This window comes from Mangrovibacterium diazotrophicum (assembly GCF_003610535.1).
Classification (GTDB): Bacteria; Bacteroidota; Bacteroidia; order Bacteroidales; family Prolixibacteraceae; genus Mangrovibacterium; species Mangrovibacterium diazotrophicum.
In genome coordinates this window covers 2,697,363-2,722,762 of record NZ_RAPN01000001.1, presented here as the reverse complement: position 1 = coordinate 2,722,762, position 25,400 = coordinate 2,697,363, and the positions used below count along the sequence as shown (strand labels likewise).

The 25,400-nt window shown below is 45.0% G+C and carries 21 protein-coding genes and 1 tRNA gene; 12 read left to right on the top strand and 10 right to left on the bottom strand.

All coding sequences use genetic code 11. The features are described from left to right. Nucleotides 1-228: 228 nt before the first annotated feature. The gene (locus tag BC643_RS10745; RefSeq protein ID WP_120273087.1) at nt 229-3,066 is read left to right on the top strand and encodes an RICIN domain-containing protein; all 2,838 of its coding nucleotides are present in this window, start codon (nt 229-231) and stop codon (nt 3,064-3,066) included. 94 nt (nt 3,067-3,160) lie between these two features. After that, entirely contained in the window at nt 3,161-5,065 is a 1,905-nt protein-coding gene (locus BC643_RS10740; RefSeq protein ID WP_120273086.1) for an NPCBM/NEW2 domain-containing protein, read from the top strand. Nucleotides 5,066-5,227: 162 nt separating this feature from the next. Here the strand turns inward: BC643_RS10740 and BC643_RS10735 are convergent. Together BC643_RS10735 and BC643_RS10730 are read right to left on the bottom strand one after the other, a co-directional pair. Then, nucleotides 5,228-5,300: transfer RNA gene (locus BC643_RS10735), tRNA-Gln, on the bottom strand. 163 nt (nt 5,301-5,463) lie between these two features. Then, nucleotides 5,464-5,991 (bottom strand): hypothetical protein, encoded by a 528-nt coding sequence (locus tag BC643_RS10730; RefSeq protein WP_120273085.1) that lies wholly within the window; start codon nt 5,989-5,991, stop codon nt 5,464-5,466. A 56-nt stretch (nt 5,992-6,047) separates the two neighbouring features. Here BC643_RS10730 and BC643_RS10725 point away from each other — a divergent pair, with 56 nt between their 5' ends. Further along, the gene (locus BC643_RS10725; protein WP_120273084.1) at nt 6,048-6,485 is read left to right on the top strand and encodes an NUDIX domain-containing protein; all 438 of its coding nucleotides are present in this window, start codon (nt 6,048-6,050) and stop codon (nt 6,483-6,485) included. Here the strand turns inward: BC643_RS10725 and BC643_RS10720 are convergent. Further along, nucleotides 6,429-6,938, bottom strand: a complete 510-nt coding sequence (locus BC643_RS10720; protein WP_120273083.1) for a hypothetical protein — start codon at nt 6,936-6,938, stop codon at nt 6,429-6,431. The genes BC643_RS10725 and BC643_RS10720 overlap by 57 nt on opposite strands. A 188-nt stretch (nt 6,939-7,126) precedes the next feature. Here BC643_RS10720 and BC643_RS10715 point away from each other — a divergent pair, with 188 nt between their 5' ends. Continuing rightward, complete coding sequence (locus BC643_RS10715; RefSeq protein ID WP_170154524.1) at nt 7,127-7,645, top strand: YhcH/YjgK/YiaL family protein; 519 nt, start codon at nt 7,127-7,129, stop codon at nt 7,643-7,645. Nucleotides 7,646-7,718: 73 nt separating this feature from the next. Here BC643_RS10715 and BC643_RS10710 read toward each other — a convergent pair whose 3' ends face one another. Genes BC643_RS10710 through BC643_RS10700 form a run of 3 tightly spaced genes read right to left on the bottom strand, consistent with a single transcriptional unit; the run spans nt 7,719 to nt 10,710 of the window. Beyond that, nucleotides 7,719-8,408, bottom strand: a complete 690-nt coding sequence (locus BC643_RS10710; protein WP_120273081.1) for a lycopene cyclase domain-containing protein — start codon at nt 8,406-8,408, stop codon at nt 7,719-7,721. Then, nucleotides 8,409-9,242: a phytoene/squalene synthase family protein gene (locus BC643_RS10705; protein WP_120273080.1), complete on the bottom strand. Its 834-nt coding sequence runs from the start codon at nt 9,240-9,242 to the stop codon at nt 8,409-8,411. Then, a complete protein-coding gene (locus tag BC643_RS10700; RefSeq protein WP_120273079.1) occupies nt 9,226-10,710 on the bottom strand; it encodes a phytoene desaturase family protein in 1,485 nt (494 codons plus the stop codon). The genes BC643_RS10705 and BC643_RS10700 overlap by 17 nt, the downstream gene beginning before the upstream one ends. A 113-nt stretch (nt 10,711-10,823) precedes the next feature. Between BC643_RS10700 and crtD the strand changes: the two genes are divergently transcribed. Genes crtD through BC643_RS10680 form a run of 4 tightly spaced genes read left to right on the top strand, consistent with a single transcriptional unit; the run spans nt 10,824 to nt 14,356 of the window. Continuing rightward, complete coding sequence (crtD, locus tag BC643_RS10695; protein WP_120273078.1) at nt 10,824-12,290, top strand: 1-hydroxycarotenoid 3,4-desaturase CrtD; 1,467 nt, start codon at nt 10,824-10,826, stop codon at nt 12,288-12,290. Next, nucleotides 12,283-12,927 (top strand): carotenoid biosynthesis protein, encoded by a 645-nt coding sequence (locus BC643_RS10690; RefSeq protein WP_120273077.1) that lies wholly within the window; start codon nt 12,283-12,285, stop codon nt 12,925-12,927. The genes crtD and BC643_RS10690 overlap by 8 nt, the downstream gene beginning before the upstream one ends. Further along, on the top strand, nt 12,927-13,625 hold the full coding sequence (locus tag BC643_RS10685) for a fatty acid desaturase (protein ID WP_120273076.1): 699 nt from the start codon (nt 12,927-12,929) through the stop codon (nt 13,623-13,625). Before BC643_RS10690 ends, BC643_RS10685 begins: the two co-directional genes overlap by 1 nt. 14 nt (nt 13,626-13,639) lie before the next feature. Then, on the top strand, nt 13,640-14,356 hold the full coding sequence (locus BC643_RS10680) for a hypothetical protein (protein WP_147377196.1): 717 nt from the start codon (nt 13,640-13,642) through the stop codon (nt 14,354-14,356). Nucleotides 14,357-14,669: 313 nt separating this feature from the next. Here BC643_RS10680 and BC643_RS10675 read toward each other — a convergent pair whose 3' ends face one another. The 4 genes from BC643_RS10675 to BC643_RS10660 all read right to left on the bottom strand — a co-directional run bounded on the left by BC643_RS10675 (nt 14,670) and on the right by BC643_RS10660 (nt 18,298). Then, entirely contained in the window at nt 14,670-15,677 is a 1,008-nt protein-coding gene (locus tag BC643_RS10675; protein ID WP_120273074.1) for an SRPBCC family protein, read from the bottom strand. A 108-nt stretch (nt 15,678-15,785) separates the two neighbouring features. Next, nucleotides 15,786-16,343, bottom strand: coding sequence for an SRPBCC family protein (locus BC643_RS10670; RefSeq protein WP_120273073.1), 558 nt, complete (start codon nt 16,341-16,343; stop codon nt 15,786-15,788). Nucleotides 16,344-16,388: 45 nt separating this feature from the next. Next, the gene (locus BC643_RS10665; protein WP_211338036.1) at nt 16,389-17,423 is read right to left on the bottom strand and encodes a glycosyltransferase family protein; all 1,035 of its coding nucleotides are present in this window, start codon (nt 17,421-17,423) and stop codon (nt 16,389-16,391) included. 41 nt (nt 17,424-17,464) lie between these two features. After that, nucleotides 17,465-18,298 carry a UDP-2,3-diacylglucosamine diphosphatase gene (locus tag BC643_RS10660; RefSeq protein ID WP_120273072.1) on the bottom strand — a complete coding sequence of 278 codons (834 nt, stop codon included), beginning with the start codon at nt 18,296-18,298 and terminating at the stop codon, nt 17,465-17,467. 134 nt (nt 18,299-18,432) lie between these two features. Between BC643_RS10660 and BC643_RS10655 the strand changes: the two genes are divergently transcribed. The 4 genes from BC643_RS10655 to BC643_RS10640 all read left to right on the top strand — a co-directional run bounded on the left by BC643_RS10655 (nt 18,433) and on the right by BC643_RS10640 (nt 25,391). Next, nucleotides 18,433-19,008, top strand: a complete 576-nt coding sequence (locus BC643_RS10655; protein WP_120273071.1) for a peptidylprolyl isomerase — start codon at nt 18,433-18,435, stop codon at nt 19,006-19,008. A 223-nt stretch (nt 19,009-19,231) separates the two neighbouring features. Then, complete coding sequence (locus tag BC643_RS10650; RefSeq protein WP_120273070.1) at nt 19,232-19,843, top strand: hypothetical protein; 612 nt, start codon at nt 19,232-19,234, stop codon at nt 19,841-19,843. A gap of 213 nt (nt 19,844-20,056) precedes the next feature. After that, on the top strand, nt 20,057-20,569 hold the full coding sequence (gene tpx / locus BC643_RS10645) for a thiol peroxidase (protein ID WP_120273069.1): 513 nt from the start codon (nt 20,057-20,059) through the stop codon (nt 20,567-20,569). Between the two features lie 772 nt (nt 20,570-21,341). Then, the gene (locus tag BC643_RS10640; RefSeq protein WP_170154523.1) at nt 21,342-25,391 is read left to right on the top strand and encodes a G8 domain-containing protein; all 4,050 of its coding nucleotides are present in this window, start codon (nt 21,342-21,344) and stop codon (nt 25,389-25,391) included. Nucleotides 25,392-25,400 lie beyond the last annotated feature (9 nt).

Here is a 25,400-nt window from a genome sequence, read left to right as displayed (position 1 = left end):
TTTTAGATTGCAAAGAAGAGACTTGGCTCTTGAATGGATACTTCGGAGTGTAGAAACAGATAACGAATCGAATAAAATTTAACAGCACTCTGTTTTGCTGAAATTGAATGGTCCTTTTTTGTCAGAACAAGGTGCCAAACGGTTTCGTACCAAATAAGCCAAGTTTGGAAACAAGATACTTTACGCATCGTAATTCAGAAATAGAAACAAAAGACAAACCGTAAACTTATGAGGAAAACTATACTTCTATCATTAATTCTGTTTTTGCTTGGATTGGGAATTTTTTCAGTCGAGGCACAGACGGCAAGCACAAGCGACATTCTGGTTACGCAACCCATCCCTGACCGTATGGTTAATTATAATTTGGCGGAAGTAGGAGTTGAGAAACCAATTATCTGGGGGCTGGATCTGGCTTGGCTCGATTCGGTTAATATTATTCGGGGAACCCGGTTTATGGGAAAAGATGTTGTTGATGTTATACGCTCGTCATTTATGCCAACAGACCCTATTGTCAATGGTGAACTGACAGGAGATGCGCTCACCAATACCAACTTGCGAATAAATATTATTAACACATATCTTAATCCGGAGACTCAAGTTGTGTTGAATTCTGATTGGCCTAAATTGGATCCAATGTTTGATCCTTCTAATCCGGACCAAGCAAAAAATTGGACAGAGCTCCTTGATGTGACCAGGGCGATGCACGTAGCAGCCGGGCGGACTGTAATTACCGTTTCTCCCTTTAATGAACCAGATGATAACGGGGCCTGGAAGGAAACTCTTCAAGGGACTATTGATGATTTTAAAGAGATAGTTGATTCGCTGAGTAATAATTCCAATTTTGACAATATTCGTATTTCCGGAGGTAATACGTTGAATGACGATAATGCATTGGAATGGTATAACTATATAGACCCTGCTGGTTTAGAAGAAGGAAATACACATCAGCTGGCAGGAGATTTTGATCATTATGCAGATTTCTATACCGCCGTAAGAGCCAACGGTGACCACGCTACAAATGACGAGTTGCATAATGTAATGGAAGCGATGGTTGGCGTTGAATATGGTATGCAAACTGGTATTTGGTGGGGTACAGCGGAGTATACCCGCGGAGAATTTTGCAAAGCCAGCAGACCTGGTGGTACCAGACTCGGTTATGCTGAACATCGTCCGAACTGGACTGCGGCATCTGTTTATCGTGCTCCCGACGGGAAAATACAAGCTTTCGGTGGGGTCTCTGAGCGTCAGGGGGTCACAACAACATTCAGTTTTGTTTCAAAAGATAAGGCTGTATTTTACGATGGTTACGGACCTCAGCGTGCTTATGCAATTGAACTGCCCGCTGGATTGCCTGGCACGTACCAAACAGACCTGCATACCAATGCCGAATGTGTTATCAATATTACCTGGGGTGAAGATATTCAACCCGCAATAGATGGCAAATACATTTTAGTAAACCGTAATAGCGGGAAAGTGATGGAAGCTGCCGATGGCGCTTCTACTAATGGCACAAATGTTCAACAAAACGAGAGCAATGGTGCTACTTACCAACAATGGTACGTAAATCCAATCAATAAGCGCAATGGCGGCGATTTCAGTTACTTCAACATTAAAGGGGTTCAAAGTGGAAAACAATTGGATATTTCCAATACTTCGCTGGATAATGAAGCCAACGCACATTTGTGGGAAAAGGGTGCCTGGTGGGATGGAAGACAATCATTGAACCAGGTATGGTACCTCGAATATGCAGAAGATGGCTGGTTTTATATTCGTAACCAGTTTAGCGCAAAATGTTTAGAAGTTGCTGATAACGGCACTGCAGCCGGTGCGAATATTCAGCAAAACGAAAAAAACGGCGGTGCTAACCAGCAATGGCGATTCTTGCAGGTTGATGCTACAGTTGATTTTACGGCACCTGCAGCTCCGACGAATTTGAACGCTACTGCAAATGCAACCTCTGTTAAATTGGAATGGACTGCCAGTTCGGATGGAGATGTGACCGGTTATGATGTTTTACGCGCCAATTCATCAGGAGGGGAATACAATACTATCGCCCGGAATGTTGATGCGACATCCTGTGTTGATAATACGACAGTGGCTGGTGTTCCGTACTTTTATAAAATACGTGCAGTTGACCAATCGCTAAACCGATCGGATTATTCTGACGAGGTTTCTGCGACTGCAACCGGTGAAAATGATTTGGTTGAATACCTCAAATTCGACGGTGATGCAAAAGATAACTCGATTAATCTGAACCATGCTGCTGCAAATGGAGGTTCTTTTGTGACCGGCAAGCAAGGTACCCAAGCAATATCTCTTGATGGTTCAGCTGATTATATTCAACTTCCCGAAGATGTAGCGAATTATTCAGAAATATCGGTTGCCGCCTGGATACAAAGGGCCAGTTACACGGTTAGTCGTCACATCTTCAATTTCAATCTGGGCGAGGATGAGTATATGTATTTGTCACCTTCGGTCAGCGGTCAAATGAAATTTGCCATCAAGCATAATGGAATAGAGCAAACTTTAACTGCTCCACAATTAGGTCTTGAATGGGCATATGTGGTTGTTGCCTTGGGCGATGCCGGCGCTTCAATTTATGTTGACGGCCAATTGACGGCGCAATCAGCTGATATAACTATTAGGCCATCAGATATCGGTCCGATGATGAATTATATTGGGGTTAATCCGTCCAACAAAAAGTTTTTCGGTGGTGCAATTGATGATTTCAGAATCTACAATTACCAGTTGTCTGGTACGCAGGTTACAGAATTGTACAATGACCTGACAACCGATGTGTATGATATGGTGCTCGAAGACTCCGATCTTTCGGTATGGCCCAATCCTGCGAATGATATTCTGCACATTAATTTTATGGAATTTAGCAAGCGTGATTATTCTAATCTGCAATTGCTGAGTATGAGTGGTGCCGTGGTTATGAATATCGACATTCAGTCGAGCGCTAATACCGATCTGGATGTATCGAGTTTAGTCAACGGAATTTATTTGCTCCGACTGACAGCAATTGAAGGAACAATAACGAAAAAAATTATTATTAAGCATTAGGTTAGGTAGTAGCGGTGTTTTAATGGTCAGTTGAACGCAAGTTTAGCGGATCAAATGCAGAACAACTACTTAAACTGAAAAAAACGAAATTAAAATGAATAGGTATTTATTTAAAAATATTATTGCTATAGTCTTGGTTTTCTTCAGTTTTGAAGCATGTAAAAGTCAGGATGGATTTGATTATTCCCCATCAAACAATCAAGAAGAAGAGATACTCCCCGAGGAAGAGAACGTAAGTCCAACTTCATTCCATGATTGGGCAATAACGCCGCCAATGGGTTGGAACAGCTGGGATTGCTTTGGTCCTTCGGTAGTTGAAGATGAGGTAAAAGCGAATGCGGATTACATGGCTGCCAACCTGAAAGACTATGGTTGGGAATATGTTGTTGTGGATATCCGCTGGTATGTTGATAACCAGACGACAGGGCATTACAACGCCTACGACAATTCAACCTTTATTCTGGATGAATACGGACGGTATATGCCGTCGCCAACGCGTTTCCCTTCAGCTGCCAATGGTGCCGGATTCAAGCCGCTGGCTGACTATATTCACAGTTTAGGCTTAAAGTTTGGGATTCACATCATGCGAGGCGTACCGAAAGAAGCGGTCTTCAATAAAATGCCAATAAAAGGAACTGAGAAAACAGCAGCCGATATTTACTCTACAGTTTCGGAGTGTACCTGGCTGCAGGATAACTATACTGTTGTTGCCGGCAAGGAAGGTGCCCAGGAATATTACAACTCGATTTTCGACTTGTATGCTTCGTGGGGCCTCGATTTTGTCAAAGTAGATGATTTGTCGCGCCCTTATCATGCGGATGAAATTGAGATGATTCGCAAAGCCATTGATCAAACTGGACGTCCGATTGTATTCAGTATGTCGCCGGGGGCAACTCCCGTTGAAGAGCATGAACATGCTGCAGCGAATGCCAATATGTGGCGCACCATCGATGATTTTTGGGATAACTGGGCGCAGCTGAACTATTCATTTGAAAAATGTGCCGAATGGGCGCCCTACATTCAACCCGGTGCCTGGCCTGATGCGGATATGCTTCCCATGGGAAAATTTATTCGTGGCGAACGAGCTACTAACCGGTATACCAAGTTCACTGCAGACGAACAATATACGTTGATGACACTTTGGACGATGTTTAAGTCGCCGTTGATGTTTGGCGGTAACCTGCCGGATAACGATAGTTTTACAAATTCACTGTTAACCAACAGTGAAGTGCTGAATGTACACGCCCATTCAGTAAATAATAAACAATGGCTTAACGAGAATGGCTTGATTAGCTGGACAGCAGACGATCCGGATACCGGCGATAAGTTTGTGGCGTTGTTTAACGGCGGAGGCGATGGTTTTGTAAATACCAGGAACCTGCTTTACCGCAGCGGTACTGTATCGCGCCTGACCGATGGATATGGAGAACAGATCGATATTGATTTACCCGAAGGAAGTACTCAGCTATACCTGATTGTGAATGATGGTGGTGATGACTATTCCTGTGACCATGCCGACTGGATCAATCCAACAATCTATCTGGATAACGGTGATTCGATTAAACTAACGGATTTGACTTGGAAGAGCGCGTTTGCCGGTTGGGGAAATGTTGCTGTCAATAAAAGTGTTTCCGGAGGAAGCTTAAATGTAAAAGGTACAGTTTACGAGAATGGAATTGGAACTCACTCTCAGTCGATTATTCAATATGATATCCCAGCGAATAGTATTCGGTTTAAAGCATTTGCCGGACTCGATATTGGAGGAACCAGCCAAGTTGGAGGAGCTACCGTTGAGTTTATGGTGTCGGTGACTGATCCAACCTCTTACGATGACAGTGCAGTTTCAATACCTGTTGATTTAAAAGCCTTAGGTTTTCCGGGAGAATGTGTTATTCGTGACCTGTGGAAACACAACGATTTGGGAACCTTCTCCGGCTCCGCGTTTGCACCTACGATCAACTATCACGGTGCCGGATTGTATCGCATCTCTGCTTTGTAAAATTAACGACGTTCATTAAGACGAATTCAATAATATCAGTAAGAAAAAGGATCAATCGGAAAATCTGGGAGATTTTCCGATTGATCCTTTTTTGTTTGCAGAATGGCAAAATGGAATTGCCTTAAAAAACAAAAGCTTGCAGAACACTGCAAGCTTTTTCTGTTGACCCGCCAGGGCTCGAACCTGGACTCTTCTGAACCAAAATCAGACGTGTTGCCAATTACACCACGGGTCAATCATTGTGTGTCTTTTCTTTAAAGACGGATGCAAAAGTAGAGAAAATATTTAATCTTCAAAATGGTTTTTGAAAAATTTTAGGTTGGAGAACATGTTTTTTTAAGCCGAATATTGAAAATGAGCCGAATACAAAATGAAAAAAAAATCGTCGAGTAAGACGGTCAGCAGCCTGTTTGGGAGCGCAAGGCTTTGAGAATTCGTTTTCCTCTTGATTTCAATCCGGCAGACGGGTGGAGATCCAATTCGTTTTCGATGGTTTGCACCAATTCGGGAATCAGCTCTTTTTCGGTTCGGGCAATTTTGTAGAGAATTTGCAGGGCGTGCACCCGAACAGCAACCGGGTAGCGGGGCGCTGTAAAAATGGTGAACGCACGATCGAAGAGTAAGCCAACGGAAACCGGAGGGATCGGATGCAGGCTGATAATTTTCAGGAAATGGCGCAGTTTTGAGCTGTTTTCGCTTTTCAAAGCTGTTGCAATAATTTGGGGCAGGAAAGTGGCTACAAATGGCTTGTTTTGTTCGTTCAGGTGGTCAACAATCCAGGCTGCGCGCCAGTTGATTGCTTTACTGTCGTCGAAGGCAACTTCCAGCAGCGACGGAAAATCATCTTCATTTCTCAGGAAATGCTCAAAAATCAGTTCGCGGTTTGGCCAATCGGTAATCAATTGTTTGATTTCTTCGGTCGTCATGTTTCAGTTTATCGATGAAAGTCTAAATTTAAGCTTTTGACGTAAAGTAGCCGATTATGATTGACGTTTGTTGTGCTTTAATTTTTCGGGACGGTTGTTTGCTCGCAGTTCAGCGTGGGAAGCATTCGGATCATCCGGATCAGTGGGAATTGCCTGGTGGTAAGATTGAGCCGGGTGAAACGGCCCTCGCCTGCATCCGGCGTGAAATTGAAGAAGAGCTGGACTTGGAAATCGTACCGCACGGATTCTTGTTTCCTGTTCAGCACGATTACGGCATCAAACAAATTCAGTTGTTTCCGTTTGTTGCAGAAATTGATTCGGATGAATTGAATTTGCAGGAACACCAGAATGCCCGCTGGTTAAAAGCGGAAGAGCTGTTTAAACCCCATTGGCAGGAAGCCGATTTGGAACTCCTGCGATTGAACGAAAAATCAATTTTAAATTGCTTTGGGGAAAATGATGACAATGGAAGAGAAAATCAGCGCCCAACCTAAAATGGAAAGCATCATGTAGGTTACCGCGTACTTTTGGCGCGAGTAATATTTTTTCAGTAAAAAAGCACCGATTGGCAAACTTAGCAGTGCCGGTGTCATGATGATGATGCCCCAGAAACCGTATTTACTTCTCAACTTGACAATCGTCCGCATCCGGCGATTGATTTTGATAGTTGGTTTCTCCACTTTCTTCTCGATAAGGTGTAACAAATCAATCTTCACGTAGTTTTTCAAGGCGTGCAGCACAGTTTCGTGGTGTTGATGATAGAAGCGAATCAGGTATCCGCTGGTGTAATAGAAAAAGTAAAATCCGGTCAGCCCGCCGATCGTAACGGCGATTAATGTTTCCAAAAAATCCAGGCCAATCAGCATGGCATACGGGAAAGTCAAAAAATATTTGACGGTGGCCAATAAGTAAACATGAAGTATTTTCAAGATGGCTGCTACGTTCATACCCTTCTGTTCTCCTATCCTTTTGCAACAACATCAAATGTCAGAAAAAGTTTCGACAAGTAATTGAGCCCGAGCTCGATTTTAGAATTTGTTAACCAATTTTTACGACTCAGTTGAAATTAGATTGGATACTTGCAATTGGATTGGAAGAACATCCCTAATTTTGGGGAAAATTAAATATGCCAAAAATGAGTACGACAAAAGAATGGTTTGCCGGGAAAGAGTGGGCTCAGGGAGTTAGCCTTGAACTTCATGACTCGGTAGACGTCAACGAATTTTACAAGCAATACCAGGCCAAGCCGGAGTTGTGGAAAGCTGTTTTCGAATTTATGAAACAGGACCTCGGCGCTTTGGAAATTGGTAAATACCCTTTGGTTGAGGGCGAGGTAACTGCAATTGTTTCGGAATACAATACTAAGGAGCCGGAAAACGCGAAATGGGAAGCTCACCGCAAATTTATCGATTTGCAGTATGTGATCTCAGGTGAAGAAAAGATGGGTGTTATGCCAATCGCTGACGCTGCAAATGCGGGTGAATACAACGCTGAGAAAGATGTTATTTTTTATGGCGAAAATGACGGCCCGTTGCACCTGGCGACTCCCGAAACCTATTTCCTGTTTTTCACAGGCGACCTGCACCGTCCGTGCATTAAAGTTGACGAATCTAGCCCGGTGAAGAAGCTGGTAGTTAAGATTGCTACTGTCTGATAACGACGTTTTTTTTAATCATAGAGGTGAAGCAGATCTTCAACGGATTTGTTTCACCTTTTTTGATTTCCGGTTAGTAATAGTTTCCTTCTTTTAGCGTCTCGTAAATCGTTGCGTTCATCAATAACAGCAGGAAAAAGTAGCCAAAATCTTCTACCGGAATCGTAATGATCCGCAATCCCATGATCTGGTCGGGATTGTATTCCACAACAGGTAGACCAGTCAATATCCCGTTGACAATCAGAAACGGAACAAGTCCAATCAGATAGGCCAGGAAAAACTTGGTGAGGTGTTGTTTGAATCGGTTTCGGAAAATAGTATAGCCAAAATAAACGGCCAGAAAAAGGAAGTTGAAGAAGGTGTACAAATGGTTGCGTTGGTAATAAGCCAGTGCTCCGAAAAGTACAATGAGCAAGAGGCTGACAATGACGAACAGGTTCGCTTTTTCGAATGTGGGCAAATAGCTTTTCAGTACCTCGTAAACAAACAGGCTCGCGTAGGGGATGATGATGAAAAAGGCCCATTCCTCATGGGGGAGTCCCATGTAGGTGTATCCCAGTAGATAATCCGGGTTGAAGCTCCAAATCCCGACTTCAGTAAAGCGAACATCCCAGACAATGAACACAGCTGCGGTGATGATAATTGCCGGGAAGAGGTATTTCCAGTTGGTGTAAAAACGAACTTTTTTGTCGAAACTTAGTGCCAGCGGAACGGCGATTGTCGCCAGTAAAAGCCCGGCATAAGTAAATTGAGCTGCTTGCATTTACAAAATATTAAAAGCGTTCTTCAAGTATGCGTTGGCCAACAAATAGATTTTCTTGCGGTTGGAAACCCGGAAACGGGTTCGCAAAATATCAATCGGCCGAGCATGTTGTATTTTTCTGAAGAGACGAAGGTAATAAATGTACGCAAGGTATACGCCGAAACGAACTTCCTTTTTCAAGGCTCTAATTCCGGCGTATGCATCTTTGAAATCCTGTTCTATTTCCTGTTCAATGGCTTCTTTTGAGGCAGTATCAAAATTTCTGAAGTCGATATTTTTAAAGTAAATGCGTCCTTTGTTTTCAAAATCATCCTGGGCATCACGCAGGAAGTTCACTTTTTGGAAAGCGGCACCCAGCTTGCGGGCTGGCTCAACCAGCTCATCATATTTTTCGGGTTCGTCGAAGTAAAAAACGCGCAGGCACATTAGTCCCACAACTTCTGCCGATCCGTAAATGTAAGTTTCCAACAGGCTCTCGTCGTACTCGCTTTTGTACAAGTCCATTTCCATGCTGTGCAGAAAAGCCTCAATCAGATGGCGGTCGATGCTATAATCATGCACGGCTTGCTGGAAGCTATCAATGATCGGGTTGATGCTGAACCGACGTTCCAGCGCTTTCCATGTTTCCGCTTTAAACTCGTTGAAGATCGTCTGCTGGTCTTGCTCGAAAAAGGTGTCCACAATTTCGTCGGCATACCTCACAAAACCGTAAATGCTGTAAATGCCTCGCCGGTAAGTGGGGTTGAGCATGCGCACACCCAACGAAAATGACGTGCTGTAGTTACGAGTCGTTATGCGACTGCAGTCCAGGTTGTTTTTACGATAAAGTTCCATGGTCTTTCAAAATTCTTTCAGTTACTAAGCGCGATGAAATAACCGTCATAGGCAGCCCCGTTCCGGGGACTGTTGACGCTCCGGTGTAATAGAGATTATCCAGCTGTTCGTCCTTGTTCGACGGGCGAAATCCACCAACCTGGTTTAGGTCGTGTGCCAGCCCCAAGCCGCTTCCACGGTAGAGGTTGAACATGCCTTCCCACTGTTGCGGGTGGTAAACCACGCGGGTTTCGGTGTGCGCCACAAAGTCGAACCCGGTGCGCTTGCTCATGTCCTGTATAATTGCATCGGCGATGGATTCAGCATCGTCCCAGTTGGGTTTGTAGCGCAGGTCGGGTACCGGACATAGAATAAACACGCTTTCCTTTCCGGGCGGCGCGTAGTCCGGGTTGTGCATCGACTGGATGTTAACGTAATAGTACGGTTTGTCTAATTTGATGCTGTTTTTGAAAATTTTATGGGCGTATTCTTCGAAATTTCTTCTCAGGAAATAATTGTGGTGATACATGCCTTTCACCTTGGTGTCGAGACCCAGGTAAATGGTCAGTGGCGCCAAGGTCCACTTTTTAGCGTCCAGTTTCTCGGTGTTGAATTTGGGGCGTTGGAGGACTTGTCCGCGAAAAGAGGCAGCGTCGGCATTAACCACAAAGACGTCGGCTTCCCAGCGCTTTCCGCTTTTGTCGGTGAAGGCCGAAAGGGTTCCGTTTCGCTGTTCAAACTGATCAATTTCAACATTGAAATGCATGCGAACATTTCTCTTCTCAAGTTCTTTTACAACACCTTCGACAATTTTGTACATGCCACCTTTCACGTTGTGGTAGCCATCGTGAACCAGCTCGGTGTAATTCAACATGGAATACACGGCAGGTGTGTCAAATGGGGTGGAGCCGAGAAAGAAACCGACCAGCGAGAAAATCACCTTCACCTCAAATGAATCGAAATTCTTCTCCATCTCCTTCCACATCGAATAAAACATTTTGGGCGCGTGTTTAACCGGAACCCGGGTCAACTTCAGCAGGTAGCCAATAAGGCTGTCAAAATTTTGCTTGATCACAATATTTTCGGTATCGTGAAATATTTCTCCGGCAGATTTCAGGAAACGGCGAAGCTTTTCTTCCAAGTCAACTTCCAAATCGGCGAATTCTTCTGCTAGTTTTTTCAGATCCTTGTAGATCAAATAGGAGCGTTTGTCTCCTTCAAAATGAACGGCATAAAGCGGATCCAGCTCTACAAATTCAAAAGGCATCGGAATGTTGCAGTAGTCGGCCAGCTCTTTGAATTCGTAGCTCATACTGAAGAAAGTCGGAGCCATGTCGAACTTGAAACCGTCCTTTTCGAGCAGGTTCAGTCGGCCTCCCGGCTGGTGATATTTTTCAACCATTTCAACTTCGTAGCCTTTGCTTGTAAGCCGAAGTGCGGTTGATAGTCCGGCCAATCCGGTTCCGACGATGAGTGCTTTTTTTGCCATAGTGTTTAAGAAATATTCAAAATAGTTAAACAAATTAGATCCAAAAAGTTTTATTCTGATGAAGAATTTTTTTTGTACAACTGTTTAGATAGCTAAAACCGAAAGGAATAAGCATGAAGAATGCAGGAGTTATTGGCGCCGGAATAGGCGGATTGGCAGTTGCCATTCGGCTGGCCCGCATGGGGTGGAAGGTCGTTGTGTACGAAAAAGCCGAAAAGGCTGGCGGAAAATTAAACGAGCTGCAAGCCGGTGGTTTTCGGTTCGACAAAGGACCATCGTTGTTTACCTTGCCGCATTTACTCGACGAACTGCTCGACGACGATTTGCGGATACCGTACCGAAAGCTGGATGTTGTTACGCGCTATTTTTACGAAGATGGAAGCGTGATTAATGCGTATGCCGATCCGCATCGATTTGCGAAAGAGGTCAGCGAGAAAACTTCAGACAGTAGTGAGTCGGTTCTGAAATATCTGAAAAAGGCAAGTTTTATTTATCGGGTAACAGCGACGATTTTCATCTTCAGTTCATTTCACCGGCTGAGTAAACTCATCACCCTGCCGAATCTTTGGCGAGCGTTGCAGCTGCCACGCATCCAGGCGCTCGCTAAACTTCATCGTAAGAACAAAGCATCGTTCAGCGATCCGCGTCTCGTGCAATTGTTCGATCGGTTTGCGACTTACAATGGCTCAAATCCCTACGAGGCTCCGGCGACACTTCAGGTGATTGCTCATTTGGAGCACAATCTGGGTGCCTATTTCCCGGATCGGGGCATGTATGCGATTGCCACCGCTCTTCAAAAACAGGCAGAGCGGTCAGGAGTTGAATTTCATTTTACGACACCGGTGCAAAAAGTACTTGCGGGCGGGGAAGGGCCGAAAGCCCTGTTGATTGGTGGTCAACAGCATGATTTCGATTTGGTAGTAAGCGACGTTGATGTGCGCTATTTTTACGACAAGCTGCTGATGGATGTCGGGCGGTTCCGCGAATTGAAAAAACAGGAGCCATCCAGTTCGGCTATGATTTTTTATTGGGGTATGAAACGACAATACCAGGAGCTTGACCTGCACAATATTTTTTTCAGCGAAAATTACGCGAACGAATTCGAATGTCTGTTCAGGCGCAAAACCATTTGCGATGACCCGACGGTTTACGTTTATGTGAGCAGCAAGCAAAATCCGGATGATGCGCCGCCAGAGATGGAGAATTGGTTTGTGATGGTGAATGCACCGGTTAATTCCGGACAAAACTGGCAGAACCTGATCTCGAAAACCAGAAAGCAAATTGTCCTGAAGCTGGAGCGGATGTTGAAGGCATCGGTCAACGAGCAGATTGTAGCGGAGCACGTTCTCGATCCGCTGCAGATTGAGAGCCTGACCTCGTCGGTTGGCGGAGCGATTTACGGTGCGAGTTCGAACAGCCTGTTTGCTGCATTTCGCCGTCATCCGAATGTTCGAAAAGATTTGCCGGGAGTTTATTTTGTTGGAGGCAGCGTTCACCCAGGAGGAGGCATCCCGTTGTGTTTGGCTTCGGCAAAAATAGCGGCCGATCTGATCAAAGAAAAGGAGGGAAGTTATGCCTGACAGACGCAAACTAATTTGGTCGGCTCGAATTGTTGTGGCCGTTCTTTATTTCGTCGGAATCGTTGGTTTTAGCCTTCCGGAAACGGAAGGTATTTTCAAGCAGCTCAGCGCCTGGAACCTTTTATTTTCTTTTCTGGTGTTGCTGTATTTTCAGACATCATTGTCTGTTCGGGTATTCCTTGCTCTGCTGGCTGTCGCGGTTGCGGGTTTCGCCGCTGAATTGGTGGGTACTCAAACGGGTTTGTTGTTTGGTCACTACACCTACGGCCTGGTGCTGGGTTTGAAACTTTGGCAAACGCCGCTGTTGATTGGCGTAAACTGGCTGGTTTTGTGCTACGGTGTTTTTGTGGGATTATCAGCTTTAAAATTGAAATGGTGGATGCCGGTAGTTGGCGCTTTACTAATGGTTTTGTTCGACTTCGTCATGGAGCCGGTCGCCATTCGGTATGACATGTGGAGCTGGGAGAACGGAGCTATTCCGTTCAAAAATTATGTCGATTGGTTTTTGCTGTCGTACTTGTTGCTCGCCGGAATGAAGGACTTGAAACTGAACATCCGGAATCCGCTTGCTGTTTGGATTGTTGTGTGCCAGTTTCTATTCTTTTTGGCACTTCATCTGAAATTGAACATTGCCTGATGGGAGTTTTTATCGCCATATTGATTTTGCTTTGTTGGCTGGGGCACCTGGTTTGGAGCTTGCTTTATGCGCCGGTGGATATTCATTCTCTGTGGATGTATTTTCATCTATTGCTCCAGGCTTATTTGTACACCGGCTTGTTTATCACCGGTCACGATGCGATGCATGGCCTGGTGAGTCCGGACCGGAAACTCAACGACTTTTTTGGCTGGGTGGCTTCGGTGTTCTTTGCGGGATTGTCGTACAAGAAGCTGCGCGCCAATCATTATTTGCATCATCGATTTCCGGCAACCGAAAAGGATCCCGATTATTACACGCGCTCTCAAAATGTATTAGTTTGGTGGTTTGTTTTTCTGAAACGCTACGCTACCATTTGGCAATTCCTGTTCATGGCCATAGTTTTCAATGTGTTGAAGATTTGGGTTGAGGTACCCCGGTTGATTGTTTTCTGGATTGTTCCTGCCGTGCTTGCGAGCTTCCAGTTGTTTTTCGTTGGAACCTATTTGCCGCATCGAAGACCGCACAGCGACGAGATGCGTCCGCACCAGGCGCGCAGCCAGCGAGGGCCGCATTGGTGGGCGATGCTGAGTTGCTATTTTTTTGGCTACCATTGGGAACATCACGAAATTCCGCGGATTCCCTGGTGGCAACTCTACCGCGAAAAGGACAAATCGTTGCAAAAACAGAAGGAGGTCTGAAGATGCGCTGGATAATGATAATTCTCTTTCTGGTTTGTACGAATGCTGGCGTTTTTGCTCAGACGAAAATTGTCGATTTACAATGCGAATTGTATCGCACGTATATTGATGACCGGATGGACCAATGGCCCGGTTTGATTGAGCAACTGGAGGCGCTGGGCGATTCTTCCGTTTCAGCGCAAAAGGAAATCCTGTTAGCTCGTTATGGCTTGATTGGTTACTACCTGGGGAATGAACGAAAAGACGAAGCCCGGGACGAACTGACTCTTGCGTTTGAGCAGGTGGAACGTGCCAAATTAAAATATCCCAAAGAGGCAGCATTCTATTGCATTGATGCTTGTTTGCACGCTTATCAAATCGCGCTGTCGATGGTTCAGGCACCGGTTTATTATGCGCGTCACCAGGCAGCCCTTCGAAAAGCGGAAGAACTGAATGAGTCGGAGCCTTTGCTGAGTTTTGAGCAGGCGAACATGTTGTTTTATAAACCTCGTTTGCTGGGCGGTAATAAAAAAGAAGCTATTCAGCTTTATCAAAAGACCTTGGAGCTGATGGGGCAGCAAAAGTGTCCGGACTGTTGCTGGTTTAAAATGATGGTCGAGCTGTTTCTGCTGAAAGCATACTATGAAACCGACGATGAAAAAGCTTTCGATACGTTGCTAGTCAGCTTGCACAAAAACCATGGGGAGCTTTCCTGGATCAATAAGTTTTTGGATAGCCAAGTGATAGAATAGGAAGTCGTTTCGAGTTATGTGTTTCGGGTTTAGAGTGAAACTTCACTCACTTTTTCCATTGCAGACTCTCAGCACTTCAGGTATTCAGTCTCATGTCTCACTACTAGTTGTTGTTCTGATCACTGCGACTGACCACTGATCACTCTCATCTTCACACTCTCCGTGCTCCATGCATTCAGTTCTGTGACTCACATCTCAATACTCATGACTAGTTGCTGTCCTGATCACTGCGACTAACCACTGATCACTCCACCTTATACACTCTCAGCGAACCACGTATTCCGTCTCACAACTCACGTCTGATAACTCACGACTATTCCACCGCAACCGGGTAAAAGACTGCGGTAATCCATTGGGTGGTATCTGTTACTTCGTACGGATCGGTGAGGTACTTTTCCATTGGAGAACCGGCCAATACGATGTTGTGCGATTTTAGCCATTGCTGAATGAATTCGTGTGTTTGGCCCAGTGTTTCGTAAGCGCCAATATGATCGGCTTCAGCATAAGTACGACTTGGCATAGTACCAGCCAGAATATCGCCAGCGCCGGCAACTTTCCCCAAAACCGGGATGCCACATTCGAGGTCAATAATATCGCCGTCAATTTTGTGGTAAATGGCATAAGGCACATCGGCCATTTGCAACCCTTCTTTCTGGAGGTAAGCATACAAATCGCCGTACATGCGCGCCATTTCTGCTGAGATCATGGAAAACACAACACTGTCGCGGACACTGATGTAATTCATTTCCGGCAGTGTTTGCAGTTCAACTAGTGGCTGTTTCTCCTGGTAAATGGTTTCTGCTACAACTTTCAGGTTCTCCAATCCCTTCTCAAGATCGGGTCCGATCATACTGTCGAACAGGAGTCCCATCCAGCGTAGGAGCGGGTTGTTGCCAAGGTCGGTTTTGAAACTCCAGGAAACGTTTGTCTGTTTGTTTTCTTCGGTGAAGTAAAAGGGTGCCTGAGCGTCGCCGTGTCCGTCAAATGAAAGTTGAATTAAGATGGAATCGTAAGGGACAGAGGTTTCGATAAACAAGGAGCCCTTACCGACTTGTTCGTTCTCGCTTTCCCAATGATAGCCTGCGCCCTGGCCAATTCCGAGTTTCTCGTAACTGATTTTCATGTCCGGATCAATCTGGTTCCAGACAGCCCATTTTTGCCAGCTCCGCAAATCATTCACCTGGTTGAAAACAACCCGAGCGGGCGCATCTATTTTGATCTGGCGATTAATTTCAATGTTTTGTGGTAAAAACCAGGCAATAATGACAAATACTAGAGCCAGAATAATGACTGTCAGCAGTATTTTTTTCAGGATTTTCATCGGGTTTGAGTTTTAAAAGGTGTCGACTTATTGTTAATCATCACCTTAAACGAGCCGACTAGTTATTTTGTTCAGCTTACCAACCGAGTACAAAAGTAGTACAGAGAATTACCTGGTTTGCAATTCCGAAATTTGACGGTCGTGCTCTTTTTCTTCGCTAACCGATTTTAAACGGTTCAACCCAACTGCCAGGTCCGGAGCTACAATGTTATGAATGAATGGGCCAGCCCAGGCGCCAATCAGATTGTTGTCGAGCTTTTTTCGGAATTCCCAGCGCACGACGGTTGTGCCGTCTTGTTCAGAAAAGTGGAAGCAGCTGCTGGCAATATCGTCTTTGTCGAAGCTCATTTTGGCGCTTAGCGAGTCGCACCATGCGGTTCCTGTTACCAGGAGACGACGTTTCTGAGGAACGATTTCTTTGGTCAGCCAACAGTAGCCAGTGTCAGCCTTCGCATCGTGCAGGAATTCGAGATTCATTGCCGAGTCGGTAGGCATCAGTCCCGACCATTCGTCCCAGCTTCTCAAATCGGAAACCTGTTGAAATACCGACTCAATAGGGGCGTTGATACGCACTGATCGTTCAACTTTTACTTCGCGGGGAAGCAACAAGCCAATACCCGCGAACGTGAAGACGGGTAGAAGAAGGTAGATATACTTCCGTTGCATTTGGGGTAGATTTTCGTGTAATTCTGTTGTCTGTTTGTTTGAATGTCAGTCGATTGAAGCGGCCATTTTTTTGCATAGTTCCGCTTCGCAATCTTCTACAAGTCGCTCAAGAATACGGAATGTTTCATCCGGATAATTGATTTTCAGAGGTTCGTCGTATTGAAGCCAATCAGCCAGTTGTTTGTGGGACTCGTGCCAGTTGGTGAGTACCCGGACGCCCATATTCCCAACGAAAGCCGCGTTGCAGGCTTGTTCGTATTGTTTTTTCATGGGGATCACACAAAGCTTTTTCCCCATGTGGATGGCTTCAGCCGGTGTCTCGAATCCGGCAGTGCAGAGGATTCCGGCGCAGCTCACAAAGGATTCACTGAAATCGTTCAGCGAAACCGGACGAAACCAGATGGAACCTTCGCGGTAGCTTTCTTTGCTGTGTTTCGAGAAAACTTCCCAGTTGTATTGCGGGAACTGACTTAGAATTAGTTCAATTTCTTCGTTGCTGTAGGCCGGAAGATATACGGTGTAGTGACCTTTATTGGTCGGATTCTTTTTTCGGATGTCCGGGCGAATCACAGGCGTAAAGTTTTTTTCGTCCAGTGCTTTAAAATGGAACCCGTATTTCACGGAGGCTGGCGAATAGTACTTCAGGATAAAGTGACCCATGAGGTCGTGGTGTGCTGGTTTTGGCGCTTGGGGATGTAGAACCGCATTCTGGTGGCTCAGCCCAACGCATTTTTTTCCGCGTATTTTACAAGCCCAGGCGGTTACCGGTTCAAAGTCGCAGATCACCAAATCATAGTCGTTCACGGGTAGTTTCAGGATGTCGCGTAAAAGTCGGAATGGCCGCGAGCGGCGAACCGTCTGCCACAAGCTGACGCCTCCTTTTTTGCCAAAAATGAAACTAAGACCGTAAAAATGATATTTGACGGGGAATGGCAACTGAATGTCGCCTTGTATGCCACTGACAAGCACGTCGGTATCGCCCAGTTTGTTCAACATTGGAACAATTTCGGTTGCTCGGGCCAGGTGCCCGTTTCCTGTACCTTGTATGGCGTATAGAATCTTCAAGTTTGTTTTCTTCATTTGTTTTTTGTGTGAAGTTTACCAATTTTTTCGGTTTCAGGTTACAGACAGTTTGCCATGGCCAGTTCCCGAAATAAGGATTGATAAACTTGCTTGTGGTCCGGAATGTCAGGCTCGTCGGCCGTATTTTCTTCGCCACTGTCTTCAAAATAATGCAGTTCCCATTTTCCTTCGTTATACTCAGCTGCGGTAAAATGTTCAACCCAGTCGCCGCAGTTGATGTAACGAACCGGTACTCCCGGCATCATTACAATCTTATCTTTCGGCACGTGGGTGTGGCCGCAAATAACGGTTTGGAAACCGCGGGCCGCCGACGTTGCGGCAATTGCTTTTTCGTAGGCCGTTGGTCGGCTGTCTTTGTCATTCTTCTTTTTGAAACTTTTGTAAAGAATGAATTCTTTTACACCGAATGGGCGTAATAAAAGGTTGATGCCGTGGTTGATGACCGTTAACAGTCCGTAGGCAGCAGCTCCGATTTTTGCCAGCCATTTGGCTTTGTGAATGACGTGATCAAACAAATCGCCATGAAAAATCCAGGTCTTTTTGCCGTCCAGATCCAGTACCAATTGGTTGACGATTTTTAACTTGCCAATCTCTGTCTGGTTGAATTTTCGCAAAAACTCATCGTGGTTCCCGGTGATGTAAAATACATGAACGCCTTTTTCCAGCATCTTGATAATCTGCCGAACCACTTTAAGTTGGGGTTTGGGGAAGTAGTTGCGGCTGAAACGCCAGGAGTCGATGATGTCTCCGTTCAGAACCAAAATACCTGGGTTAATCGATTTCAGGTATTTCAAAATTGTTTTTGCTTTGCAGGCTCTTGTAGCCAGGTGAAAGTCGGACACAACCGACACCTCAAGCTTTCTCGCTTTCATATTCCATTAAATAACTACCGCAAGTTGCCCCTTTCTTATTAATTAGCGATTAAGCTAAAATGAAATAATAAACACGAAAACGTCTAAAAACCACTAAGTTTGTATCCTGTAAGTCAAAATAAGATAAATTAATTATGAAGTACATTGCTGTTGTTTTGTTGTTTTTTGCGCTCGCAGCCTGCGGGAAAAAGGATTTACCAAAGGTTGAGGTGGAAAGTTCGATGGGGAATCTGGTGTTGGAGATAGATACTGTGCATGCTCCGCTGACGGCAGGCAATTTTTTAAAACTTGTAGATCAGGGACTTTACCTAAATGCATCGTTTTACCGGGTTGTGCGCATGGATAATCAACCGCAAAGCCCTGTGAAGATTGAAGTGATACAAGGAGGTCTGATGGACGACAACTTAATTGATAAATATCCGGGTATTGAGCACGAGACGACCGAAAAGACCGGTTTGAAACATTTGGACGGTACGCTCTCGATGGCGCGTAACCAACCGGGAACGGCAAGTACCGAATTCTTTATTTGTGTTGGAGATCAGCCGGAGCTCGATTTTGGAGGCAAGCGCAATCCGGACGGACAGGGATTTGCTGCTTTTGGAAAGGTTGTTGAAGGAATGGATGTCGTGCTGCAGATTCAGCAGCTAAATGATGATAAGCAATATTTGCGGGAGCCTGTTTTGATTTACAATATCAAGCGTCTGAAATAGTTTTAGTTTCCGGGTGGAAGAGAAAATGTGTTCTCGGTTGAAGCTCTGCTGTTTGGCAGACGGATGTAATTTCTTCAATTGTTAAAGTTAGCTTCGAATGCAATAATTTGACCACTCACCACGTATTATCATTTGTTGAGTGAAAGAGAAAAATTGTAGAATGCAGTCCGGCGGGGGCGACCGATTCTGGGCCTGCGCTGCGGATTGAACACTGGAACTATTCATGGAAACCTTATCTGCACGTACGCGGAGATTGCTGGTTCGTATTTTTTTATTGGGATTTTTTGTGGTGCTAACGCAGCTTGGTTACCCGAGCGATGATGGCACAGGTGCTTCGTCTGATTTGGGCGGAAGTGCTGCTGTGTCTTCGATGTCATCCCCAAGACAATATCATCCGAGTTATACTTTTTGGAACCGGTATGCAGGAGCACTGTTTCTGTCCGGTGGATATTCCACCGAATTCAACTATTCCAGCCCGATGGGGGCAAAGTTCGTTCTTGACTACATGGTCGCAGACCTGGTTTCGATCGGAGCACAGATGTCGTCATACAGAGGGCCGAGCTCAAAAGGCCAGTTTTATTCAAACTATGTTGGAGCCCGGTTGAGTTATCATTTGCTCAAAGCAAAGACGCACCGTCGTCAAAATCCGTGGAATATCTATGTGGGGATTAATGGCGAAATCGCCATTGGGCCGGGAACGCGGGATTGGCACGAAAAACATTTGCAGGCAGATTTGCATTTGGGAGCCCGCTATCGTTTAGGAGAAGGAAAATGGTTTGCCTGGGGCGAGGCCGCAATCAATAACGTTTCTATTGGCTTAACGCTATCTCTTTAATAGTCTTCATTGTTTCAGTTTTATAGCCATTGGAATATCGACAGGTTAGTGATATTCCTCAAAAAAATCGTGGGCTCTTCCAAACAAGAGTGAATTTTGGTTGTTTAAGGTTTCGTCAATTGATCGCCAAGCAGATTGCCTGATTGACGATTCTTAATTAACTTAGTGAATCGGCAAGCGGAAGCTTGCATAAATGTTATAAAATCAACTACAATGAAAGAAACAACCGGAAAAATTACGTTTAAAGGCGGACCTTTAACACTTTTGGGTGAGGAAGTTAAAGTAGGACAAAAAGCTCCAGATTTTACAGTGATTGGTGCTGGTCTGAACCCAATTAAATTGAGCGATTACGACGGGAAAGTTCGTGTTTTAGCGATTTATCCATCTATCGATACAGGTGTTTGTCAATTACAAAACAAGCGTTTCAATGCTGAAGCTGCGAATTTAGGTGACGCAGTTATCCTGTCGATTTCTTGCGATTTGCCTTTCGCGCAAAGCCGTTTTTGTGCAGCAGAGGGTTTGGATAAAGTGATTACTGCTTCAGACCACAAAGATGTTGAATTCGGTACAAAATATGGTTTCCTGATCAAGGAACTTCGTTTGCTGTCTCGCGGAACTGTTATTGTTGACAAAGAAGGTACTGTGCAGTATGTTGAGTTCTGTCCGGAAGTGACGAACGAACCAGATTACGAAGCTGCTTTGGCAGTGGTGAAAAAATTACTGTAGTAAATATTCGTTTTTTAAGACAGATAGGCAGGCTCCTTTTGGGGTCTGCTTTTTTATTGTCATTTTTTTTATTCGCTTGCCGCAGTCCCTTTCAATAGTTCCTGAAGTATACTCGTCTTATGCCCATTCCGGCTATTCCTCAGCACCGATACAAAATAGGTCTTCCCCAGCTCTCTTTTTAGAATGAATGTTTCGTTTTTGGTAGTCGTATTATTTTTCGTGTTAAATAAAAGAGAAATAAGTATTTTATTACTAGCGAGTTTATAGGGTTTTACTCTTTAAAATTACCAAATATGTATTTTTGAATAGCAAAATAGGGTTACCAATTATCAAAATGGGTAATTAAGTAGTGAAAGAGAAAATGTTGGTGATTCTGTTTTTGGAAGAGAAAAAAGAAAAAACAGAGAACCGACCGCACTGGATGAAACAGAAGCAGTGAAATTGTAAAGCTTGTTTCTGTGGAGCTAAGAGTTAATTAGAGGAATCAACGTCAAGGAATGCAATGAGAAAAATTTACTTCAATTCAGTAGTGCTTCTTTTAAGCCATCAGCCTAAAGTACATCCAGGCTGCTTAATTCCATTTAAAGTCTTTCAGTTGTAGCTCTTGATTGAAAGTGCTGCGTTTCGGAATGAACCAGCGCTTGTGGTGTCTTCGAATTTCGACAGTTATTCGGAGATGATCAAATCAAAGTCTCCAAGGAATTTAAATCAAAACAGATAGATGCAGGTTGCCCAAACAACTTGCTCAAGCAGTGGAAAAAATCGTGGTATAATGGCAAAAAGTGGTGGAAGATATAGCAGTTGGTTGAGCCCTCGTAGGACGATGTTGATCGCCCTTTTGACAGGGATCTCTCTTCTGGTAAAAGGAACTGATCTGACTTTGGCTGCAGCAGGCGAAATGAAGACAGTGTCCAGCTTCACCGAATATCTTTTTGCTCTTCCTTTAAACATAACTGCCCAAACCGGTTCGATGGATTGGAATACCGCGTCAACTTGGGATTCGGGAGTTGTTCCAACCAGTGCCGATGACGTTATCATTCCATCAGGTTCAACAATCACCATCAATGGTAGCGCTGTTTGTCAAAACATAACGATTGAAGCTGGCGGTACTTTGGTGATGGCTTCTGGAGCTACGTTGGCCGTTGAAGGCGATTTTACAAACAACGGAACTTTTGAGGCCGGAACCGGAACTGTAACCATGAACGGAGACGGTGCTGTTATTGCCGGCTCTTCATCGATAAGTTTCTTCGGTCTAAAAGTTGGAGCCGCATACATTTCTTTGAATGCGGACATCGCTGTTGCCGAAACGATGGGCTGGGGCTTATCCAATCTCATACAAACAAATTCACATGCCATTACATTAAACAATATCTCTGATAGTAAAATTTTATATGTCCGTGATCAGAATGGTGGAGATGCTCGATTTAGTGTGAGTAATTTCTCACCCAGTTCGACAGTTACATTCCGAATGGTAGAAAGCGCTCCTCCTTCCAATCCTGATGCGAATAACTACCTGAACAGATATTACGAGATCACAACTTCCCAAGACGCCAGTTTCACTGTTGTGGCTTTTGTGGCGGACGATGCCTATGTTTTGACCGATGTTGCCAAGAGCGATCTGAAGGTTAGTACGCTGGATAGTTCAACAAGTAGTTGGAGTGAAGTGACAGGCGCTTCGGTAAATAGTTCAAGTATTTACATTGGTACGCTTTCGACATCGGCTAACGCAACCTTGACTTTGTCTGCTGTTCAGGACCTTGTTCTGCCTACCGCTGTTTTATCAGGAGATGGCTCCGGTTGTCCCGGAACCGTGTTTGATTTGACATTGAACTTGACAGGAACCGGTCCGTGGGACGTTGTTTATTCTGACGGAACACAGGAAACTACACTTAATAATATTTCGAGTTCACCTTACACATTTTCGGTTAGTCCCTCGGTTAGTACGACTTACTCGTTAGTGTCTGTAAGCGATGCAAATACGTCCGGAGTAGTGTCCGGGTCAGCAACAATTTCCGTTTCTGATTTGGATGCCGGTGTATTGACAACAACAGACTCACAAGGAGACGTTTGTGAAGTGTTTAACCCGACAACCATTTCCGGTAGTCAGGTGTCGGCATCGAGCGATCCGAACATTGTTTTTGCCGGTTATCGTTGGGAGGTAAGTTACGATGGTGTCAATTTCTCCGATTTGGGAGTGACATCAACCAGTTACAATCCGCCAACACTTAGCGGAAGCACCTGGTACCGACGCGTAGCACGCTACAATGTAAACGGAGAAGAATGCTCGGGAATCAGTAACGTCATTGGTTGGGAGGTTTTTGATGTACCAACGCTGGCGGATATTGACGACATCGAAATTTGTGATACAGAAACTTATAGTGCTACGGCTCAAGTAACCAGTGGCAACTCTTCAAATTACACTTACACCATTTCGAGTGATGATGCGAGTGCTCCAATGCCGGACGAAACGGCCAATACCACTGGTGTTTTCGAATTTGTACCGGAAGAAACAACAGGACATCATAATTCGGGGCAGTTTACCTACACGATTAGTGCTAGTGGTGACGACTCAGGAGCCTGCAGTGCGACAGTTCAATTTACCGCAACCATTTATACTGTTCCTGAAATATCGATGTTGACGAGCTGTTCGTCGGGAGATGATGGAAGCATTCAGATGAGTGGCGAGATTGGCTATCCGGCGAGCGGCGATATTGAGTACCGGTTATACGATGTTCAAAACGATACTTACACAGACTGGAGTACAACTACTTTGTTCGAAGGATTGAATTATGGTCTTTATACGGTTTATGCCCGCAACGCTGCCTGGCCGTCGTGCGAGTCTTCCCTGTCCGATGAGGTTGAGGTAAAGACCGTAACAGGTGTTGACCTGGAAGTTTGTCAGGGGCAGGTTTTGACCGAAGATGATGTCCTGGAAGCACTTTCCTACTGTTTCGAATGGAGTGGAAAGGATCACCAATTTGATGGATGTACCGACGGAAGTCAAACTTATACAATGGCTGCCGCTTCCAGTGGGCGGGAGGCATATGACGCCGGTAATTTGGTTCAATATGCAGTGGTTAGTACATTTAAACCGACTACGGGGAAAGTCTCCATTAAAGACTGTAAAATAAAAGATGAAAATGCCAGCTATTCGGTTTATGTTTATCCGTTTTATCCGAATCAGCCCGATTATAACTATGTAGAAACAGTATATGATGTTTGTCCGCAATCGGCAGTTGTTGATGATTTGGATCCTGAAACAATTTATGTACTGGTACTGAACTCATCGGATGCAGATACGGAGGTTTGTTCTGACTTTTGGTTTACTGCTGCAGACAAAGTGCAGGCTTCTACAGACTTTGTGGATGTGAACTGGTATTTGTCGGATGACCTGACAGATACCCCCCTGGCTAGTGGACCGACATTTAACCCATTGGATTATCCGGATCAGACTGGATTGACAGGAACTGACATTCCGGGAACATGGACTTTCTATGTCGGTTGTGACTATGGTACTTGCCGCGAGCCCATTCAATTTATTGTGAATCCGCTTCCTGTTGTGGAATATCAAAATACAACTGTTTGCTCTGGCGAATACACTAATATTCAGCTGGTTTCAACAGATAATCAGGATCCCGCTAACTTAATTGCCAATAGCCGATTGGAATACGAATGGTATCCAACAATCCTGTCGGGAAGTGCAAGCTGGGATGTAAGTTGCGATGAGTCGAATCCATGTACAGGTTCAACTATTTCAGTGCAATTGACACACCAATCAGGTGATTGCCCGGTAGTTCGTTTTATGGTTCGCGGTAGTGTTGGCGGTTGTTGGGGAGAATGGTATCCTGTGGACGTGACGGTTATCGACAGGGATTTGTATACAATACCCACAGAGCCGGAGGATCTTACGGTGACATGTATTGATGATGTACCTGCAGCAGCGCTGTTAACATTGTCTCATCCTTGTTTGCCCGACCAAACACCAACAGCTAAAGAAACAGATAATGGCGGAAGTGGTTGCCCGGACGACCCGTTGGTGATTACCCGTACCTGGACTTTCGAAGATGCTTGTAACAACTTTGAATATTCACAAAATATTACGGTGATCGACAATATTGCTCCAAGCTTCACGAAGCCGGCCGATGCTGTTGTTGAGAAAAATGCATTCTGTGTGTACAGTGTTCTGCCGGAAGTAACCGGTTACCCAACAGATATCAGCGACAATTGCTCGAGTGGTTTGCAGGCAACTTATTCAGATGCAGTTGATAATACAAACCCTTGCGAGGTTTTGATTACCCGCACCTGGAGCCTGGTTGACGATTGTGGTAATGCTGTGGCGGATCAGCAGCAAACGATCCGGGTGGTCGATCTTATTCCACCTGTTCTGCAGCCGGTTTCAGCTCGCAGCTATTGTGTTGACCGACTGAGATGGGCAACATTCAATGGATTGTCGATGCCGGATACAGACATCGCCGAGGAACGCCCTGAATATTACACGTTCAAAGCCGGAAGTACCGATCTGGATCTGAATCCGACGAGCCATTTTTCAGACAATTGCAGTTCAGCATCCGAAATGACCTTGCATTGGACAATTGTCGATTCGAATGGCGATACGGTTGAAGACGCCAATGGAAACCTACTGGAAAATATGAGCGGACTGCCAAGTACGCTGGGAGTTGATATTCTTTTCGAGAGCTCCGGTGAGGAGAGCGAATATTACACTATCCGATACTGGGTGGAAGATCAGTGCGGGAATGTTTCCAACGTGCAGGAGGGTTCAATTGAAATTATCCCTCGCCCGGGATTCGTGCTGATGAACTAAGGGCGGAAT